Origin of the sequence: Microcystis ichthyoblabe FBCC-A1114, assembly GCF_050500245.1 — a bacterium.
GTDB classification, from domain to species: Bacteria; Cyanobacteriota; Cyanobacteriia; order Cyanobacteriales; family Microcystaceae; genus Microcystis; species Microcystis ichthyoblabe_A.
In genome coordinates this window covers 2184334-2203861 of sequence record NZ_CP191408.1, presented here as the reverse complement: position 1 = coordinate 2203861, position 19528 = coordinate 2184334, and the positions used below count along the sequence as shown (strand labels likewise).

13 protein-coding genes and 2 pseudogenes are annotated in these 19528 nt (G+C 41.6%); 8 read left to right on the top strand and 7 right to left on the bottom strand.

Features of this window, described 5'->3' with window-relative positions:
* Positions 1-185: 185 nt before the first annotated feature.
* A complete protein-coding gene (locus ACQY1Y_RS10700; protein ID WP_430014540.1) occupies positions 186-1685 on the bottom strand; it encodes an SLBB domain-containing protein in 1500 nt (499 codons plus the stop codon).
* A 130-nt stretch (positions 1686-1815) separates the two neighbouring features.
* Between ACQY1Y_RS10700 and ACQY1Y_RS10695 the strand changes: the two genes are divergently transcribed.
* Positions 1816-4014 (top strand): phosphoketolase, encoded by a 2199-nt coding sequence (locus tag ACQY1Y_RS10695; RefSeq protein WP_430014539.1) that lies wholly within the window; start codon positions 1816-1818, stop codon positions 4012-4014.
* A 66-nt stretch (positions 4015-4080) separates the two neighbouring features.
* Here ACQY1Y_RS10695 and ACQY1Y_RS10690 read toward each other — a convergent pair whose 3' ends face one another.
* Positions 4081-5016, bottom strand: a complete 936-nt coding sequence (locus ACQY1Y_RS10690; protein WP_430014538.1) for a 2OG-Fe(II) oxygenase — start codon at positions 5014-5016, stop codon at positions 4081-4083.
* Positions 5017-5100: 84 nt separating this feature from the next.
* On the opposite strand from ACQY1Y_RS10690, the gene ACQY1Y_RS10685 reads away from it, so the two are divergent.
* The 3 genes from ACQY1Y_RS10685 (at position 5101) to ACQY1Y_RS10675 (ending at position 10560) form a co-directional block, all read left to right on the top strand.
* Positions 5101-6228 (top strand): ABC transporter permease, encoded by a 1128-nt coding sequence (locus ACQY1Y_RS10685; protein WP_430014537.1) that lies wholly within the window; start codon positions 5101-5103, stop codon positions 6226-6228.
* A gap of 80 nt (positions 6229-6308) precedes the next feature.
* Positions 6309-7535 carry a glycoside hydrolase family 10 protein gene (locus ACQY1Y_RS10680; RefSeq protein ID WP_430014536.1) on the top strand — a complete coding sequence of 409 codons (1227 nt, stop codon included), beginning with the start codon at positions 6309-6311 and terminating at the stop codon, positions 7533-7535.
* Positions 7536-7680: 145 nt separating this feature from the next.
* The gene (locus ACQY1Y_RS10675) at positions 7681-10560 is read left to right on the top strand and encodes a UPF0182 family protein (RefSeq protein WP_430014535.1); all 2880 of its coding nucleotides are present in this window, start codon (positions 7681-7683) and stop codon (positions 10558-10560) included.
* Between the two features lie 128 nt (positions 10561-10688).
* Here ACQY1Y_RS10675 and ACQY1Y_RS10670 read toward each other — a convergent pair whose 3' ends face one another.
* Positions 10689-11732 carry a flagellar assembly protein H gene (locus ACQY1Y_RS10670; RefSeq protein WP_069475122.1) on the bottom strand — a complete coding sequence of 348 codons (1044 nt, stop codon included), beginning with the start codon at positions 11730-11732 and terminating at the stop codon, positions 10689-10691.
* Positions 11733-11827: 95 nt separating this feature from the next.
* On the opposite strand from ACQY1Y_RS10670, the pseudogene ACQY1Y_RS10665 reads away from it, so the two are divergent.
* Positions 11828-12019, top strand: a pseudogene (locus ACQY1Y_RS10665) (hypothetical protein).
* Positions 12020-12066: 47 nt separating this feature from the next.
* Here ACQY1Y_RS10665 and ACQY1Y_RS10660 read toward each other — a convergent pair.
* Positions 12067-13038 (bottom strand): flagellar assembly protein H, encoded by a 972-nt coding sequence (locus tag ACQY1Y_RS10660; RefSeq protein ID WP_069475123.1) that lies wholly within the window; start codon positions 13036-13038, stop codon positions 12067-12069.
* A gap of 4 nt (positions 13039-13042) precedes the next feature.
* Positions 13043-15046: an excinuclease ABC subunit UvrB gene (uvrB, locus tag ACQY1Y_RS10655; protein WP_004158588.1), complete on the bottom strand. Its 2004-nt coding sequence runs from the start codon at positions 15044-15046 to the stop codon at positions 13043-13045.
* 192 nt (positions 15047-15238) lie between these two features.
* Between uvrB and ACQY1Y_RS10650 the strand changes: the two genes are divergently transcribed.
* The 3 genes from ACQY1Y_RS10650 to ACQY1Y_RS10640 all read left to right on the top strand — a co-directional run bounded on the left by ACQY1Y_RS10650 (position 15239) and on the right by ACQY1Y_RS10640 (position 17018).
* Positions 15239-15727 carry a hypothetical protein gene (locus tag ACQY1Y_RS10650; RefSeq protein ID WP_002733480.1) on the top strand — a complete coding sequence of 163 codons (489 nt, stop codon included), beginning with the start codon at positions 15239-15241 and terminating at the stop codon, positions 15725-15727.
* Positions 15728-15807: 80 nt separating this feature from the next.
* Positions 15808-16305 (top strand): hypothetical protein, encoded by a 498-nt coding sequence (locus ACQY1Y_RS10645; RefSeq protein ID WP_238406006.1) that lies wholly within the window; start codon positions 15808-15810, stop codon positions 16303-16305.
* Positions 16306-16619: 314 nt separating this feature from the next.
* Complete coding sequence (locus ACQY1Y_RS10640; protein ID WP_002734667.1) at positions 16620-17018, top strand: hypothetical protein; 399 nt, start codon at positions 16620-16622, stop codon at positions 17016-17018.
* Between the two features lie 95 nt (positions 17019-17113).
* Here the strand turns inward: ACQY1Y_RS10640 and ACQY1Y_RS10635 are convergent.
* A pseudogene (locus tag ACQY1Y_RS10635) lies at positions 17114-17527 on the bottom strand (Rpn family recombination-promoting nuclease/putative transposase); the annotation flags it as partial.
* A 507-nt stretch (positions 17528-18034) separates the two neighbouring features.
* Positions 18035-19525, bottom strand: coding sequence for an MFS transporter (locus ACQY1Y_RS10630; protein ID WP_002733864.1), 1491 nt, complete (start codon positions 19523-19525; stop codon positions 18035-18037).
* Positions 19526-19528 lie beyond the last annotated feature (3 nt).

Genomic DNA, 19528 nt, shown 5'->3' with positions numbered 1-19528 from the left:
ATTTCGCCGTGAACATTGTAGCTAATCGACAGGGAGATTAGGGCTAGAGTAAGGAGAAAAATCATAGTTTTCTTTCCTGAGTCTCTTGAGCAGAAAAGCCGTGACTGCTCACGACTTTTCGCCGTTTCTATATCTATTATTAGCTCGATTACTTAGCTAATGACATCGGGTTAAAGTAAACTTTTTTAACGGAAAAGATTAAAAAATCCGTTGAAGAGGCCTGTCAGACCGGTAAAGGGACTTAAAACCGTGCCAAGGGTGTCGGTGGCAGAGGCCAGATTGCTACGATGAACCACCACCACATCATTATTGCGGAGAATCGGGTTAGTTTTCTCGTTGATACCCTGGGAAAAATCGACGTTAATTGAGGTTTTGGTGACGGTTCCGTTAGGATTGAGACGAATTAATTCCACTGTGGACTGATTGGCCCGACGCTTATCAAAGTCTCCTGCGGTTAAAATTGCCTGATTGAGGGGGGTATTGGGAGGAACTTCAATTGTTCCCGGTTTTTTCACCTCCCCGACCACTTTCACGTTAATGGTTTTAGGGGCAAAACTGGCCGATGCTAGGGTTTCTGATTCCTTGGCCGAGATTTCAGTCGCGGTGGGGATAATCACCGTATCACCTTCTTGAAGAAAGATATCGCCGGTCATATCACCTTTTTCGAGTAAACTCCACAGATCTACCGGGATTTTCTGTTGGGAACCGTCACGAGTATAACGCAGCACTTGCACCTGTCGGATATCGGCGAGGGGTTTGATGCCTCCCGCTTGTTGGATAGCTTGGGTTAGTCGGGCCGGTTTCCTGGTACCGCCGCGCTCTTGTTCATTATTATTGTTATTGTTATTGTTGGGACTGGGGACAATACGATGGGACCCCGGACGATAAACTTCTCCCACCACAGTAACATTAATTTCTCGATCGCTATCTAGTCCAAAATTGGCATCGGCTAATTGATTGACTTCCCCGACGCTAAGGGTCGTTTTAGTGGGAATAACGATGCTATCGCCATCTCTAAGGCTAATATCTTGGGTTGTATCGCCTTTTTGGATTAATTGCCAGAGATTGGCTTGAATTAGCTGTTCTTGTCCCTTGAGGTTGCGTCGGATTTGAACTTGACCAATATCGGCCACCGTAGTCACTCCCCCCGCTTGCCGGATTATTTCGGTCAATAGGGGCGTTTTTTGGCTTTGTTCGGGGTTAATTGTATAAGTACCCGGACGATTGACTTCCCCCGCGATGGCGATTTGCAGAGGCCGGGGGGTGAGAACGCTAACAGTAACCACGGGACGTTTGAGATAGGTGGTGTAACGTTTGGCCAGGGTTTGGCTGGCTTCGGTGACGGTCATTCCCTCCACTTTGACGCTACCAATCAGAGGTAAAGTTAGGGTTCCATCGGCTAAAACAAGGAAATCGCCGCTTAAATCCGCGACTTGGTAGATGGTGACGCGCACTTTATCCCCTTCTCCTAGGGTATAATCTTTGCTTTCTGCGGGGATAGGGGCAATTGCTTCTTTAGGGGGTGCAGCACTACTAGGAGGAGTAGCTTGGACTGGGCGAGCCTCTAAGGAAGTTAGAGGGGCAATAGTGCCGATAATTAATAGATAACGCAGTGATTTGCTGATTAAATGCTGTAATTGGCTGCTATTTAACATGATCAATAGGATTAATTTTATTGCTAACATTGGCGATCAGTGTAGCACAAATAGTCGATCGCCTATGGAAACCCCTTGTAATATCGTATCTATCGAGAGTTACCGCTAACTGTAAGATGGTTTTAACGATTGCCTGTATGTAAAGGGGTATATTAATTTTATGACAGCTACTAGCACAATTCCCGATTTTTGTCAAGGGATAAAATATTTTTGGGGTTCCTTACCCGAATTTGATAAATATGCAGGAAAAGCCGCTATCGCTGAGGGAAAAACTGCTATTATTGCTCCTAATGACCCGAATGCTATCTATCAAACCCTCCTAGCCGCCGATGCTTTGCGTTACCTCACCCTACAAATCACCGCTACCAAAGAATCGGGACACCCCGGCGGTTTTGCCAGCGCTGCCGACGTAATTGCCTCTTTGATGATGTTAGGCCAGAAAAATATCTTCACCGAAGTGGGCCATCATGCCCCCGGTTTTTATAGTAACGTCTTTCTTGATCGCTCTCTCGAAGCCATGGGCATCAGCAACGTCACCGAATTGGGAGAACGTTTTCGGGAAAAACACGGACTTTTAGGGCATCTTTCTGGACAAATCCCCGGACTGCTCGGGCCGGCCGGTTCTTTGGGCCAAGGCCAACATTTCGCCATGGCAGCGGCCAAATTACACCCTAATACCCTTTTCCCTGTGACTATCGGGGATGGTGGTTTAGGAGAACCCTACATCATGAGTAGTTTTGGTCATTTTCACACTGCTTATCCCGAAATTACCAATTTTCTGCCGATTTTAGTCTGGAATGGCTATTCCCAAGAACACCATAGCATGGTGTCCCTGAAAACTAACGCCGAAATGGAAGCCTATTGGCGCGGTAATGGTTTCGAGGAAGTGATTTTAATTAATGCTAAAGACTTCGATGATGCTAATCAAAATGGGGAATATGTAGATAGCACCAAATTCTCTTTTAACCAGCGTCTGGAGTTCATGAAAGCGGTGTTAATAGCCACGGATAAAGCCGCCCAATTAGCCCTAGGTGGTAAACTAACGGTGATCATTATTAAACAACTGAAAGGGGCGGGAGTTCACAAACGGGGAGCGGCTTCCCATAATCTTTATCCGGGAGATTCTCTAGAAAAAGATTATATCGTTGCTGCCTTACAAGAACGCGCTTTACCCCCTGAAGCTTGGGCAATTGTTCGTACCAATTTCGAGCGCTCTGGAGGGGGTCCGGCAGCGGAAACAGTGGTAACGGAAAAAGTTCTCCCGCTGCCGGATTTAGGAACCTTACCGATGACGGAATATACTGTGGGTGGCGATAAAAAAGTGGCCACCACTGCTATGGGGGAATTAGTGGTAGCTGTGGGTAAAGCTGACCCCAATTTTGTTGTCACTAATGCTGATGGTAATGCCGCTTCGGGAATTAATAATATTAACGTCGGTTTAAAGATTATTCACCCCACCAGCGATGATACCTATTTCCAGAGTCCTAAAGGTCAAGTTTATGAGCCTTTAAGCGAGGATGCCTGTGCTGGATTAGCCGTTGGTTTATCTCTCTTGGGAGCGCGGACTTTATGGTGTTCCTACGAGTCTTTTGCTATAAATGGTTTACCGATTTGGCAGACTGTAACCCAAGCGATGGCCGAGTTACGTCGTCCCACCCCTTCTACTATTACTTTATTCACCGCCGGAGCCTTGGAGCAAGGACGTAATGGTTGGACACACCAACGCCCAGAGATTGAAAATTATTTCGCTGCTATGATGCGAAATGGTAATATTTTCCCTCTCTTTCCCTGCGATGCTAACAGTATTCAAGTCTGCTATGAATGGGCGTTAGGAACTAGCAATAAAGGCATTACAATCACCGCTAGTAAATCGCCTTTACCGGTGCGAACCAGCTTTGAGCAAACTCGTCAAGCTTTGGAAAAAGGCGGCGTAATTCTCCACGAATCGGAAGGCAGCAAAAAAGTCGTTTTTGCCGTCATTGGTGATATGACTTTATTACCCGTCTTTGAGTCTGCACAACAGTTAGAAGCAGCAGGAATCGGGGTAAAAATCGTCTCGGTAATTAATCCCCGTCGTCTCTATCGTCCTAGCGATGTGATGAGTGAAACTAGCTCGGAAGCTGATAATAATTTCCTCGATGATGCTGGTTTTGACAGTCTCTTTGCTGGTGATGCTTTAATCGGAGTAACCGGTGGTACAAGCGCCATGTTAGAACCGATTATGTTACGCAGTAATGCGCGTCGGGATGTCTTCGCTTGGAAACGGGGAGAAACCACCGCCAGCGCCGGGGAAATTATGGCCTATAATGGTTTAACTGCCAATGCTTTAACTACCCGTGCTACCCAGTTATTAGGCTAAGTTCCCAGTCAGTTTTTTTGATTATTCCCTACTTTCTTTGATTGGAAAATAGGGATTTTTTTCTGGTCACTTTTGCCAACGGGGTAAACTTTTAATAATTTTCCATAGGCGAGGATATTGGAGGGATAGATAGCGCTTAATATGGGATTTTAAACTAACTAAATCCTGAGATTCTTTCAGTTCTCTATCTTGATAAAAACGAATTAAATCATCCCGTCTTTTCAGTAAAATTTTAATTTGTTGGTAATCTTCCGAGCTTAAAACTTGATGGGGTTGAATATTTTCTGGCAGCGGGCGCGGGATGTAAAAAGTTGTATGAGATGGTGATAATTCCTCGGCTGGACGTTCTTTACTATAGAGATAGATAGAAAGAGATTTACGCGATAAATGCCGTTGATTTTCTGGTAAATTAATCTGAGAAAATCCATGCCATGAATGTTCATTAGTTTCAAAAATAAGACAACGATTAAAGATAGGTACAAAAGATTTAATCTTATTTTCTTCTGGTTGACGAGGATTGGAATGTAACTCTAGATTTCCTCCCCAATCTGCTTGCCATTGGGGATTTAAATAGATTAATAAATTCAAGCGGCGATGATACCAGTGACGCTCATCGAGGTTAAAATCAATGTGAGGGTCTAATTCTTGACCGTGTAAATTTTCATGGGTTCCACCCCCATAAAAACTAGGGTCTGGAATTAAATTATCAATACCGGTTAATTGGGAAATTAACTCTAAAAACTCTTGAGCTTGAACGTAGCAGCCAAACTGTTGATAAACACCCCCCAAACCGATTAAATCCTCATTAACCGCCTTCCCGCCAACTTTTCCTAACTCACTAATAGCTTTTTGCGAATTAAAACTGGGAAAATTTTCTAGCAAAATTTGCGCTTGCTCCCTCACTAAAAAATTATCGATGACCAAATGCTTAAACGGTTGCGCTGTCTCAAAATCTTGACGATAGACAGGAGATTTCTCATAAACAAGGGGATTAATAAACATTAGACAGCTTTTTTGTTGGTATGATGAATTGTAGCAATCAAACTGACAAAATAAAGATTAACTCTCCTATTGACCTCATCGCCTATGGACTGGTGGCACAAACTCAAAGATAATCCTCTCGCTCGTTGGGGAGCAGTTTTACTGTTAATCTTCTATTTAAGCGTAATGGCGGCGGATTTTGTCGCTCCCTACTCTCCCTACTCCTCCCAACCCGGTCAGTCTCTCCTACCCCCCACCCCAATCTTTTGGCGCTCGCAGTCGGGAAGTAACAAGGGTGAGTGGATTGGCCCCCACGTCTATCCCACCACTCAAAGTGCTATTAATATAGAAACTGGTGAGCGGAAGCTAATTAGAGATTTTAACAAACCCTTGCCGCTGCGTCTCTTGGTTCAGGGTGAAACCTATAATTTCGGTCAAATTCGCCTACCTTTGCCGCCAAAATGGAAGGAAGTAACTTTATTCCCCGGTATTCCTTTTGATATCCATCTGTTCGGGGTCATCGGCGATGGTAGAATCAATATATTGGGAACTGACGAATCGGGACGCGATAGTTTTAGTCGCCTGATTTTCGGAGGCAGAATTAGTTTATTTATCGGTTTGGTCGGGATTTTAATTTCTTTCCCTATTGGTTTATTTGTCGGTGGCATTTCTGGCTATTTTGGCGGTTGGTTAGATGCGATTTTAATGCGTTTTGTGGAAGTTTTAATGACTATCCCCGGCATATATTTACTCGTGGCCCTAGCAGCGGTTTTACCCGCAGGATTAACCAGCACCCAGCGCTTTTTATTAATCGTCCTGATTACTTCTTTTATCAGTTGGTCGGGATTAGCGCGAGTAATTCGCGGTCAAGTTTTATCCCTGAAAGAACAGGAATTTATTCAGGCTGCTAAAGCTATGGGAGCAAAACCTCTTTATATTATTCTGCGTCATGTGCTGCCCCAAACTGCTAGTTATATCATTATTTCCGCTACGTTAGCCGTGCCGGGATTTATCGTGGCCGAATCGGTTTTAAGTTTAATTGGTTTGGGAATTCAACAACCGGATCCTAGTTGGGGAAATATGCTTTCTTTGGCTACCAATGCCTCAATTATTGTTCTACAACCCTGGTTAATTTGGCCACCTGCTTTGTTAATTATTCTCACCGTTTTAGCTTTTAATTTACTCGGTGATGGTTTACGCGATTCTCTAGATCCTCGCAATTTAGAGAGATAATTTAGCCATTATCAGTTATCAGTTATCAGTTATCAGTTCACTGATAACTGATAAGTCTCCCCACTCCCCCACTTCCCATTATGAATAAAATCAGTAAAACCTTTAATAATTTCGCCGATGGTTTAGTGATTTATAGTCAAAGATACGGGAAAATAAGCTGGTTAATATTTTTAATTATCTTTGCTTGTATCATGACGATAACCTTTAATTTTCCCGCACAATCGACCAATCAAACCCAAGAAAAACCCGAAATTCGTGGAGTTTGGTTAACTAATATCGATAGTGAGGTATTATTTAAACGGGAAACCCTAAAAGATGCCCTTGATAGGTTGGCCGATTTAAACTTTAACACTATTTATCCCACGGTCTGGAATTGGGGTTATACACTCTATCCTTCTAGGGTAGCAGAAAAAGTGACAGGACGAGCGATCGATCCTCATGAATCTTTAAAAAATCGCGACTTTTTAAAGGAAATAATTAGCCAAGGTCATCGGAAAAAATTAAGAATTATTCCCTGGTTTGAATTTGGTTTTATGGCTCCTGCGGATTCAGAATTAGCCAAACGACATCCCGATTGGTTAACCCAAAGACAGGATAAAAGTGTGATTTGGTGGGAAGGAAAAGTGCATCAACGGGTGTGGTTAAATCCCTTACATCCGCAAGTACAAAACTTTATTACCGATTTAGTCAGTGAGATTATTACTAACTACGATATAGAAGGAATTCAGTTTGATGACCATTTTGGTTATCCCGCCGATTTTGGCTATGATGAAACCACAATTAAACTCTATCAAAGGGAACATTCGGGAGAATTACCACCGCAAGATTACCAAGATAAAGCATGGATTCAATGGCGGGCCGATAAAATTACTGACTACATGAATAGTTTAGCCCAGACGATTAAAAAGCACCAACCTAGAGCGATTATTTCCCTATCTCCTAATCCCTACACTTTCTCCCTAGAATCCTATCTTTTAGATTGGCAAAAATGGCAACAAAAAAACTTGATTGATGAATTAATAATACAAGTGTATCGAACTGATATGAACGCCTTTGACCTGGAATTATCCCAACCAGAATTACAACAAGCTAGAGAATCTATCCCCGTAGCTATTGGGATTTTATCTGGTTTAAAAGGTCGTCCGATTCCGATGGTTAATATTACTCAACAAGTGGAAAAATCGAGACAAAAAAATTTTGGTGTTTCTTTCTTTTTCTACGAAACTTTATGGAATATGAGCAATGAATCTCCTTCCTATCGACGCAGGATTTTTCGGGAAATACTCCAGTCTGCTAATCCTCGCTAAAATTAGGGAAAATTGCTGACTTTCAGCTAAATTATTGCCCTAACCCGGCTATAGTTTCTTAAGTTTATCTTTAAATTAAGAAAAAGCAGCAGGGAGAAACTAAAATCGCTAGAATGAAAGAAGACTCTCCCTTATCACTTTATTTATGCTGATCAGACATAACCGAAGCTCGATCGCTAAACCCATTTTACTGTTTCTCGGCTGCCTTGTGATCGGGGAGTTGGGGGTGTTAGTGGTGGCCAATAGCCTCTGGTTTACCGAGATGGGTTATTTAAACACTTTCCTGAAGCAATTATCTTGGCAACTAGGATTAGGTTGGGGAAGTGCGATTCTTTCTCTACTTTTTATCTTTACTAATTTACGTTTAGCCCAGCGTTTTCGTTGGCAAAAACCGAAAGAAGATAGTTATCCTCCCAGTCCTCAATCTCCCAGTATTAATTTACTCAGTCTTTTGATTATCGCAACGGGAATTGGAGCTTGGATTGGGTCAATGTTATTGTATTACAGTAAACTAGCCCTCAGTCTCTGGACACCAGATTTTAATCTCCCTAACCTTAGTTCTTCCCTAAGTTCTCCTCTGGAAATAGTTTGGATTAGGCAAGTATTAACCGATATTTCTAGTAATCTTTGGCAAGGGGTAATTATCGCTCTTTTAGTCTTGGGATTATTAATTAAAACCGAGTATTTTTTGAGAATAATATCTATAGTATTTACTGTAATGCTATCTTTTATTATTGCTGGGCAGTGGGCGAATTTTTTAAAATATTTTTATGGTGTTCCTTTCAATATTAACGATCCTCAATACGGGAATGATTTAGGTTTTTATATCTTTCAATTACCCCTGTGGCAGTTACTAGAATTATGGCTCGGTGGTGTGGGAATATATACTCTTTTTGCTGTTATTTTAACCTATCTTTTTTCGGGTAATAGTCTTTCTCTGGGAACATTTCCGGGGTTTTCCCGTCCGCAACTGCGTCATTTATACGCCCTGTGGAGTGGGTTAATGGGGCTGCTAGTATTACACCATATTATTCAGCGTTACCTGCTACTTTACTCTCCGGAAGGGGTAGTTTATGGTGCGGGTTATATCGATGTTCATGTTGGTCAATTTATTGAAATTATTCTGGGAATTATTGCAGGAATAACCTCTATATGGTTAGGAGAAAAAGCATTATTTGCTAAAATAAACCGTCGCAAATTATACAAAACTGCCAAGAAAAAGTTGGTATTTTCCCCCTACTTAGTTCCTGTATTTCTCTATTTAATTGTTTGGATAAGTGGCACAATTATCAGTGGACTATTGCAAAGGACTGTCGTACAACCGAATGAGTTGGTGAGAGAAAGACCCTATATTGAAAGAAGTATTCAATCCACAAGAGCGGCTTTTTACTTAGATAGAATTGATGCCCAAGTTTTCGATCCACAGGCCGAATTAAATGCCGAAGTTTTAGAGAGAAACCATCTAACTATCGATAATATTCGTCTTTGGGACACCAAACCACTGCTAGAAACTAACCGACAATTACAGCAAATTCGCTTATATTATAAATTCCCCGATGCTGATATTGATCGCTATCAAGTGCGAGTAGGATCGCATCAAAACATCGAGGAACGTCCAATATCCGAAAAACAACAGACCATTATTGCCGCTAGAGAATTAGATTATAGTGCGGTTCCCACTTCTGCTAATACTTGGGTGAATAAACATCTCGTTTATACCCACGGTTATGGGTTCACTCTTTCCCCGGTTAATTTAGTCGCTGCCGGGGGTTTACCCTACTATTTTGTCAAAGATATCGGCACAAATAAAGACGAAGGAGCTCTACAAACCTCTAGCGAATTAATTGATTATAGTATTCCCATTGGTAAACCCCGCATTTACTACGGGGAATTAACTAATAATTATGTGATTACTCCCACCACCGTAGAAGAATTGGATTTTCCTAGCGGGGATGGAAATGTCTATAATACCTACGATGGTAAGGGAGGAATCCTAGTGGGGACGGGGTGGAGACGTTGGCTATTTGCCCTTTATCTGCGGGATTGGCAAATGTTATTTAGCCAAGATTTTACTCCCGAAACTCGCTTATTAATGCGTCGTGATGTCCAAAATCGTGTGCAAACTATTGCCCCTTTTTTAAGTTATGATCGCAACCCCTATTTAGTAGCGGCAGATGTGGGCGATAGTAGTAGTAAATTACATTGGATTATTGATGCTTATACTATCAGCGATCGCTATCCCTATTCTGACCCGGGGAAAGATAAATTTAACTATATTCGCAATTCGGTCAAAGTGGTAGTGGATGCCTATCATGGAACGGTGAATTTCTATGTTGCCGATGAAAATGATCCAATTATTCAGACGTGGAGTAAAATCTTTCCTCATCTCTTTAAATCTTTAGCAGAAATGCCGAAAACTCTCCGCAGTCATATCCGTTATCCTGAAGATTTATTTAGTACCCAAGCAGAAAGATTGTTAACCTATCACATGACCGATCCGCAAGTATTTTATAATCGGGAGGATCAATGGGAAATTCCCCTAGAAATTTACGGCACGGAACCCCAGGCTGTATCACCCTATTATTTAATCATGAAACTGCCCGATTCCGACAAAGAAGAATTTATTCTCCTCCATCCCTATACTCCCTCTAGTCGGCAAAATTTAATCGCTTGGTTGGCAGCTCGTTCAGATGATAGAGAGTATGGTAAGTTATTGCTCTATCAATTTCCTAAACAAAGGTTAGTGTACGGACCGAATCAAATTGAGGCTTTAATTAACCAAGATCCAGATATTTCTCAACAGATTTCCCTTTGGAATCGGGACGGTTCTAAAGTTTTGCAAGGACACCTATTAATTATTCCCATTGAACAATCGCTGCTTTATGTAGAACCTTTGTATCTAGTGGCAGACCAAAATAGTGTCCCGACAATCGCTAGAGTAACAGTTGCTTATCAAAATAAAATTGTCATGGAACCAACCTTGAAGGAAGCTTTAGAAAAGCTATTCTCAGGCCATCAGAGTTAAATTGCCGCTAATTTGGCCACAAATTAGCAAGAAAGCTGAAATATCCCCGAATTTGCCCAGAAAATTGCCTGCTCTGGTTAATCAGCCAATTTTAAAATCCAGTATCATCAAAGGATTGAGTTATTCTTTTAATTGGAAAAGTGGGCAATTAATTCTGTGCGAGATGAATTAATTATTAAAGGGGTAAACTCCTCCACTGGTAATAATAAAATGCGATCAATGATCAGGGACAAATCTGGGTCTAAATTACCAAAACGAGCTTTCAATAAATTTTCTATCACCAGACGTTCTCCCTGTTGAAGACCCTGTTGAAGACCCTGTTGAAGACCCTGTTGAAGACCCTGTTGAAGACCCTGTTGAAGACCCTGTTGAAGACCCTGTTGAAGACCCTGTTGAAGACCCTGTTGAAGACCCTGTTGAAGACCTTGTTGAAGACCTTGTTGAAGACCTTGTTGACGGCCAGCATCCAGTTCTTCCTGAAGACGGGAAGTGTATAAAGGTGATAATCTCATAATTAACTCTCTGTCCTCCTGTTCAAGCTCTTGATCGTTAGTTAAAGAAGTTCTCAAGTTTAATAATAATTCTAGAGCATTTACCCGAAAAGGATGATCCTCTGGTAACGATTCTAGCTCATCGATCGCCCTTGCTTGTACTTTTCCCCGGCCTAAAATTCTTAACCAGAGAGTTGCTTCTGTTGGGGGTAATTGATGGATAACGGTGATTGCCGTGCGTAAAGAGGGAGCTAAAAAATAGATACCCTCCCCCCAATTCTCCTCATCTAATTTAGCTCCGAATCCTTCTAACAGTTGCGAGGAAGCGGTGGGAGTCAAAATCCAGAGACGGGGGATTTCTCCATCGTTAACATTCGTTTTCTGACGATTTGCTCGACGATTAATTTCTCCTTCCACTTCCAACAGTTTTAACAGACAAGTCCTAATTTCTGTAGCAGTGACAGGATTGCGAAAGGGTTCAAATAAACAGGGATTAATCGCCATTTTTCCCAGTAATCCTAGCAGTTCTCTCGGATTATTATCGAGAATCTGGGGTGAAAACCAGACATCGATTTCTCGTACTTCTCCTCGTACAACCCGTGCCGATTTTACTTCTCCCAGAGAAGATAATAATTCTTCGAGATAATCTTTAGCAAACTGGTCATGAATAAATCTAGTCATAGGTTTATCTAACGTGATTTAATAATTTAGGCTCTTTGGTTTGTGTTATGCAATGGACGGGGGTTATAAGGGATGGAACCCTTATATAGAAAGGCATTTAGCGATTTTTGTTAATTATTTTCGATCTAGAGCGAACTAATCAATTAAGTCTTTTACCAGATAAGGATTTAGTCGATTTATGCCCCCCTATCGAACCATACCAAGTAACGAAGAGCCATAATTTATCTCGCAATTGCTTAATCCGAAATATCCCCGAATTTGCCCAGAAAATTGCCTGCTCTGGTTAATCAGCCAATTTTCAAATCCACTATCATCAAAAGATTGAGTTATGCTTTCAATTAGAAAAGTGGGCAATTAATTCTGTGCGAGATGAATTGAGTATTAAAGGGGTAAACTCCTCCACTGGTAATAATAAAATGCGATCGATGATTACGGACAAATCTGGGTCTAAATTACCAAAACGAGCTTTCAATAAATTTTCTACCACCAGACGTTCTCCTTGTTGAAGACCCTGTTGAAGACCCTGTTGAAGACCCTGTTGAAGACCCTGTTGAAGACCCTGTTGAAGACCCTGTTGAAGACCTTGTTGACGGCCAGCATCCAGTTCTTCCTGAAGACGGGAAGTGTATAAAGGTGATAATCTCATAATTAACTCTCTGTCCTCCTGTTCAAGCTCTTGATCGTTAGTTAAAGAAGTTCTCAAGTTTAATAATAATTCTAGAGCATTTACCCGAAAAGGATGATCCTCTGGTAACGATTCTAGCTCATCGATCGCCCTTGCTTGTACTTTTCCCCGGCCTAAAATTCTTAACCAGAGAGTTGCTTCTGTTGGGGGTAATTGATGGATAACGGTGATTGCCGTGCGTAAAGAGGGAGCTAAAAAATAGATACCCTCCCCCCAATTCTCCTCATCTAATTTAGCTCCGAATCCTCCTAACAGTTGCGAGGAAGCACTGGGAGTCAAAATCCAGAGACAGGGGATTTCTCCATCGTTAACATTCGTTTTCTGACGATTTGCTCGACGATTAATTTCTCCTTCCACTTCCAACAGTTTTAACAGACAAGTCCTAATTTCTGTAGCAGTGACAGGATTGCGAAAGGGTTCAAATAAACAGGGATTAATCGCCATTTTTCCCAGTAATCCTAGCAGTTCTCTCGGATTATTATCGAGAATCTGGGGTGAAAACCAGACATCGATTTCTCGTACTTCTCCTCGTACAACCCGTGCCGATTTTACTTCTCCCAGAGAAGATAATAATTCTTCGAGATAATCTTTAGCAAACTGGTCATGAATAAATCTAGTCATAGGTTTATCTAACGTGATTTAATAATTTATCTCGCAATTGCTTAATCCGATCACGATATTTAGCTGCTGACTCGAATTCTAGATTTTTCGCCGCTTCTTTCATTTGCGCTTCTAGTTGTTGAATTAATTCGGGAATTTGTTCTAAAGAAAGTTCTTCTATATTCTCACAAACCTGCTCTAATTGTTGGGAATTTAGACGACGGGAAATATCCAGAAAAGCCAAAATTGAATTACTCGACCTTTTAACAATCGGTTGCGGAATAATCCCATGTTTTTGGTTATATTCCTCTTGAATAGCTCGCCGTCTCTTAGTTTCTTCGATCGCATTAATCATACTATTAGTGAGATTATCTCCGTAAAGAATTGCCTGACCGCGAATATGACGAGCAGCCCGGCCAATAGTTTGAATTAAAGAGCGGGTAGCCCTTAAAAATCCTTCCTTATCTGCGTCTAAAATCGCTACTAGAGACACTTCCGGCAGGTCTAACCCCTCGCGAAGCAAATTCACCCCGATCAGCACGTCAAAGACCCCTTCTCGCAGGTCTTGGATAATTTCAATCCGTTGAATTGATTGAATTTCTGAATGTAGATATCTAACTTTAATTCCCCTTTCTTGCAAGTATTCGGTTAAATCTTCGGCCATGCGTTTGGTTAAAGTGGTAATCAAAACCCGTTCATTTAACCGCACTCGCTCCTTAATTTCCCCTAATAAATCATCCACTTGTCCCTCGGTTGGTCGCACAAAAATCTCTGGGTCTAAAACTCCCGTCGGTCGGATAATTTGTTCAACAATGTGATTTTCTGACTGTTCTAATTCCCAATCTCCCGGAGTGGCCGAAACAAAAATACATTGATTAACTTTCTGCCAAAATTCTTCCGACTTCAAAGGACGATTATCCGCAGCACTGGGTAAACGAAACCCGTGATCGATCAAAACTTTTTTTCGTGATTGATCGCCATTATACATTCCGCGAATCTGCGGCACACTGACATGAGATTCATCCACAACTAATAACCAATTTTGAGGAAAATAATCCACCAAACATTCCGGCGGTTCCCCCGCTAACCTACCCGCTAAATGCCGCGAATAATTTTCTACTCCGTTACAATAACCCACTTCCTGCAACATTTCTAAATCATAACGAGTCCGTTGATCCAAACGTTGCGCTTCCAGTAATTTGCCCGCTTTTTCTAACTCCAATAAACGGTTATCTAACTCGGTTTTAATATCCCGACAGGCCACCTCTAAACGTTCCTCCGGGGTAACAAAGTGACGGGCCGGATAAATACTAATTCGCTCTAATTTTTGCAAAACTTCCCCCGTCAGGGGATCGAGATAACGAATACTTTCAATCTCATCGCCAAAAAAATCAATTTTAATAACCCGATCCTCGTAAGCGGGAACAATTTCCAAAATATCGCCCTTGAGACGAAAACGGCCGCGAGTTAACTCCAAATCATTGCGATTGTACTGCACTGACACCAAGGCCCGTAATAATTGCCTTTGGTCGAACTCTTGACCAACTGTTAAGGAAATCGCCGCTTTCAGGTATTCCGCCGGCATTCCCAAACCATAAATACAACTAATGGAAGCGACGACGATCACATCCCTGCGTTCAAACAGCGAGCGCGTGGCTGAATGGCGCAGCATATCGATCTCATCATTAATTGAAGAACTCTTTTCGATGTAGGTATCGCTGACAGGAATATAAGCCTCCGGTTGATAGTAGTCGTAATAGCTGATAAAGTATTCCACGGCGTTATTGGGGAAAAATTGCCGCAATTCGTTACATAATTGGGCAGCCAAGGTCTTATTATGGGCTAGGACAAGGGTAGGCCTGCCGATTTTCTCGATCACAGCGGCAATGGTGAAGGTTTTGCCGGTGCCAGTTGCCCCCAAGAGGGTTTGGAAACGATGCTGGTTTTGCAGGGAATCTACTAATTTATCGATCGCTGCCGGTTGATCCCCGGTGGGTTGAAAGGGTGCTTGTAGTTGAAAAGCGGTCATTAGCGGCTAGGTGTAGAGAACAGGCAAAATAAATTATCAATCAAATTACCAACACTGATAGGGTTTTGGGGAAAGAAAGATGTATCTTAATATTAGAGAGGATTTTAAAAAAAGATTAAAAGTCTTCGAGAATACCCTAAACTTAAATCTTATCGTTTCTCCGAAGCTATTAACGGAAAGGAGTATCAGGTTATGACGGTGGAAAATCTAGAAACGAACGGGACTCAAACCCCAGCAACTACAGAAGAAAAGACCAGCACACGCGGTAAAGCTACTACGGCTAAAACCGCCAAAGATAAAGAAGTGGTCGCCCTTTCGGTGAAAAACAACGCTGAATCGGCTTCCAAAGCCTTAAAATTCTATCAACCCGAACATCGCTTACCCGAAAATCGTCCTGTTGGTACTAGCCATCTTCACTTCACGGAAGATGAAATGTTACCCGGGGGCCGTCCCGTAGAAGTTAGCCATCTGAAAGTGGTTAGTACCTATTCTTCCGTCGGTGGATTGCGTCCTGTCGGCTCTAGTGGTATGGAAGTTAGCAGCACTCTAGCGATTTCTGGCAATCGTCCGATTGCTCTCAGTCATCTGCACATTAGCGAAACTTATACAGTCATGGGTAATCGTCCCGTTGCTTCCAATGAAATCGATGATCCCGAAACTTTAATGGGATTTTTGGATTAATTGTTTTGTTGATCAAGATAGATTTTTTCCCTGTCCCGGACGGGGAATTTATTTTTTTTAGCTCACCGTTTTTAATCCCGATGCTGTTTAAGCAAAAATTGTTCTTAATTGTCTCCTTTCTAATAGTGGTTTTTTGCGGTTTCGGATTATTAAATCTTACCTACGATGCTTCAGTTTTAGCACCGCAGCAATATTACCAGATTCGATCGCTTCATACTTTACAATACCAGAAAGTCTTAGAGAATGAACTGGGGCGAGCCGGATATCTACTGTTGTTAATGATAGTTGGAACCTTGCAAATACTAAAGCAAGCTAAGTTAGAGATATTAGCAGAAGCACTACCAATACCAATCCTGTTTGAGAGTCGGAGAAAAAAACTAAAAAGATTTTTAAAGCTGGAAATTCTGAATATTGAAAAAATCTGGTTTCTCTGCCTAAAAGAGATGTTAAAACAGCAGCAGAGATTCACAACAAAAGGATTAGCGTATATTGCCATAGACCGGACAAGTTGGGGAGCAATAAATATCTTGATGGTGAGTTTGATTTATAACAAAAAAGCCATGCCAATATATTGGTAGATATTAGATAAAAAAGGAAGTAGTAATCTCGAAGAACAGCAGCGAGTATTGGGGAAAATATTGAAGGTGCTATCAGGTCATAAAATAGTGGTGTTAGGAGATAGAGAATTTTGCTCGGTCAGTCTTGGAAAGTGGCTTCAGAAGCAGAGTTTATACTTTTGTTTAAGACAAAAAAAAAGTACAAATGTCAAGACAAAAGAAGGAATTTATCAAGAAATGAGAGAGTTAGGTTTAAGTCCAGGAACTCAACTATTTTAAAATGATGTCAATATTACAAAAGAGCAGGGATTTGTCCAGTTTAACTTAGCGGGTAAGTGGAAAAAAACTACTGGGGTTTTCAAACAAAAGAACCTTGGTATATTCTGACTAACTTTGGAGATTTAGAGACGGCAATAATTGCCGATCAAAAAAGATTTGATATTGGGGATATGTTTCGAGATTTTAAGTCGGGAGGCTATAGCTTAGAAGGTTCTCAATTAGCACCGCAATACCTATCAAAGCTGATAATTGTTATAGCTATCGCCTCTACAAGTGCCACAATGCAAGGTAAAAAAATTAAGGATATGGGAATCCAAAAATATGTCACAAGACCTGAAACAAGATATAAAGGTCAACGCAGACACAGCAGTTTTTATGTGGGTCAACATCTCTATCATTGGCTCCAGCTACATCAAATGTTCCCAAAAAAATATAGAAGAGCTAATGCAAATTAGCCGCTATCGGTTGAAGGATTACATCAAAGGACAAAGAGCGATATCGCTTGCCCTATCTACCTTCTAGCTCGCTTGTCCCCCTCTCAGCTCTCAGAGTTAAATTCTAACACCTTAAAATCGGGAAAATCGACTACATACTGACTAATTGCTTCTTTTTTGGGCTGGGAGTAAGAAAAAATTACAATCGGATAAATCGGTAAGACAAATTTCTCATGAAAGCGAGCAAAATAAGTAAACATCCGCCGGTTAAACCACTTTCGAGAACTTTCCTGCGCCTCGACATAAATCAGAAAGAAAGATTCTTTTCCGCGAAACCTAACTTGTGCTACTAAGTCGCTTTCATGCCTTTCTCCTTCCGTGACATCGGTAAATACTTCTTTGTCTAAAAAAGTAATTGAGTCTGTGTCTAAATAATTCATTACTTCAGGAAAAAACAACTCAATAAATTCGACAAAAAAGGTGGAAATCAACTCCTTAAATAAGCGATCATGATCAACATTATTAGTCATGTAATATCATCTTAACTAATCTCATCGGTGAATGACTACCAGAAAATAACAACTCTTTGATTCTAACAAGTTTAAGGTTACTTGACAATACTTACGGTAAAAGTGGACATTAAATCAATAAAAGTTGACAAAAGTGTAGCGGGTTAGCTCACTCTTAGGATTATCCAGAAAACGGGTTTCTTTAAGAAACCCGTTTTCTATTATTTTAAAGAGGTTGAGAATATCCTCTCGTTGATAACCCTGTTCGTACAACCGTTTAGTGGCGTTGTCAAGTTTGAAGATGATGGCGCATCAGAGCAGACTTGAAAACGCTTTAACAGTAAGGCTCTCGTTGTGTCGCAATTCATTCTTCATATTCTGATCTGACAACGCCCGCTTCTTTGCGGGGGAGATAGGAGAATAAATAAAGGCAATCTCCTGACTCCTGACTCCTGATAACTGACTCCTGATAACTGACTCCTGATAACTGATAACTGATAACTGATAACTGATAACTGAAAAGTTCCGCTAATCTTTAGATAAATTGCCAGAAACATACCAAGTAAAACCACCGCCGATGACTGCCATAACTGCTAAAGCTAATAGTACCGGTCGGAGTCCGAATTGAGTTTCGGCGATACCCGCAACAGCTAATGGTAAAGAGAGGGCAATATTAACGGCATTGTTTTCTAAACCAAAGACTTTACCGCGCATTTCGGGGGGTGTATCTGCCTGTAGGGTAGTTTGCATGGGAACCCCGACTAAAGCGGCAAAAATCCCTAATAAAGCGGTCATAGCGAAGGCTAAAATTAAACTCTTTGTTGCTAAAGATAAACCGATTAAAGCTGCCGCCATACCCAGAGAACCCCAGAGACTTAATTGGGTGTGGGAGAATTTTTGGCCCCAATAACCCAAAGTAATCGCACTAACTGCCATTCCTGCACCACAGGAGGCTAATAAAAAGCCGAATTGAGAAGCTTTTAACCCGGGTAGTTTTTCCGCCATACTGACGGCTAATACTGATAGAGCAGCAAAAATACAGAATAAGATGACTAATTGAATTAGAGCGTTACGAACTTTATGATTTTTGTTGAGGTAACGAATGCCGTCGCGGATATCTTCCCAAACATGGGGCTGTTCTGCGGTAGGAATAATATATTTTTCGCTAGTTCGCAGGATAATTAGAATTAAACCGGCAATTATATAAAAACCACCGACAATCATCACTTTGCCAATATCAAATTGTCCGGCTCTAGTGCCGAAAATGCTATCGGCAAAAGCTAATAGAGGTTCACCGATGGCAAAACCGATAATTAATACCGCCATGGTGGTTAAAGTGCTGAGGGAATTAGCGGGTAGAAGATGACGACGTTTTACTACTAATGCCAGGGTAGATTGTTCGGCGGGGGCAAAAAATTGGGTTAGGGTGGAGACAAGAAAAGTAATGACTAACAACAGGAAAAAACCGAAGGGTAAATTAAATTCTCCTTGTAGCCGGTAATGCCAATTTCTTAAACCGTCAGGCAACCAACCGAGGGGAACCGCTAAAGTTTGCTCGCGCACTAACCACAATAATAGGGGAATGACGAGGACAAAAGCCCCGCGTAAAAGGTTAGAAATAACTAAAACTTGTTTTTTTAACCATCTATCAACATATACACCCGCCACCGAACCCACTAACACCGCCGGAATTGTATTAGCAATCATTATCGCCGATACCCAGCCGCTAATCGATTGATCGGCTTCTTGGTAATGGGTGGCAATTAGGGAGATCATCAGGACTAAATAGAATTTATCCGCTAATTGGGAAAAAATTCCCCCCGCCCAGAGAATGAGAAAGCGCGGGTTTTTTAGCACTGGGGCAAAACCCTGACTAGGATTGGATTTGGGCGCACGTTTAGGCAAGCGGTTCATGGTTTCTGCGTCGGATTGCCTCGGTGAGGAATCGGAAGAATTAAAAACAGGAGTGGGGGAGGCGCTGGACGTAGCGTCGTCAGTTTCTGAGTCAAACAGTTGCATTAT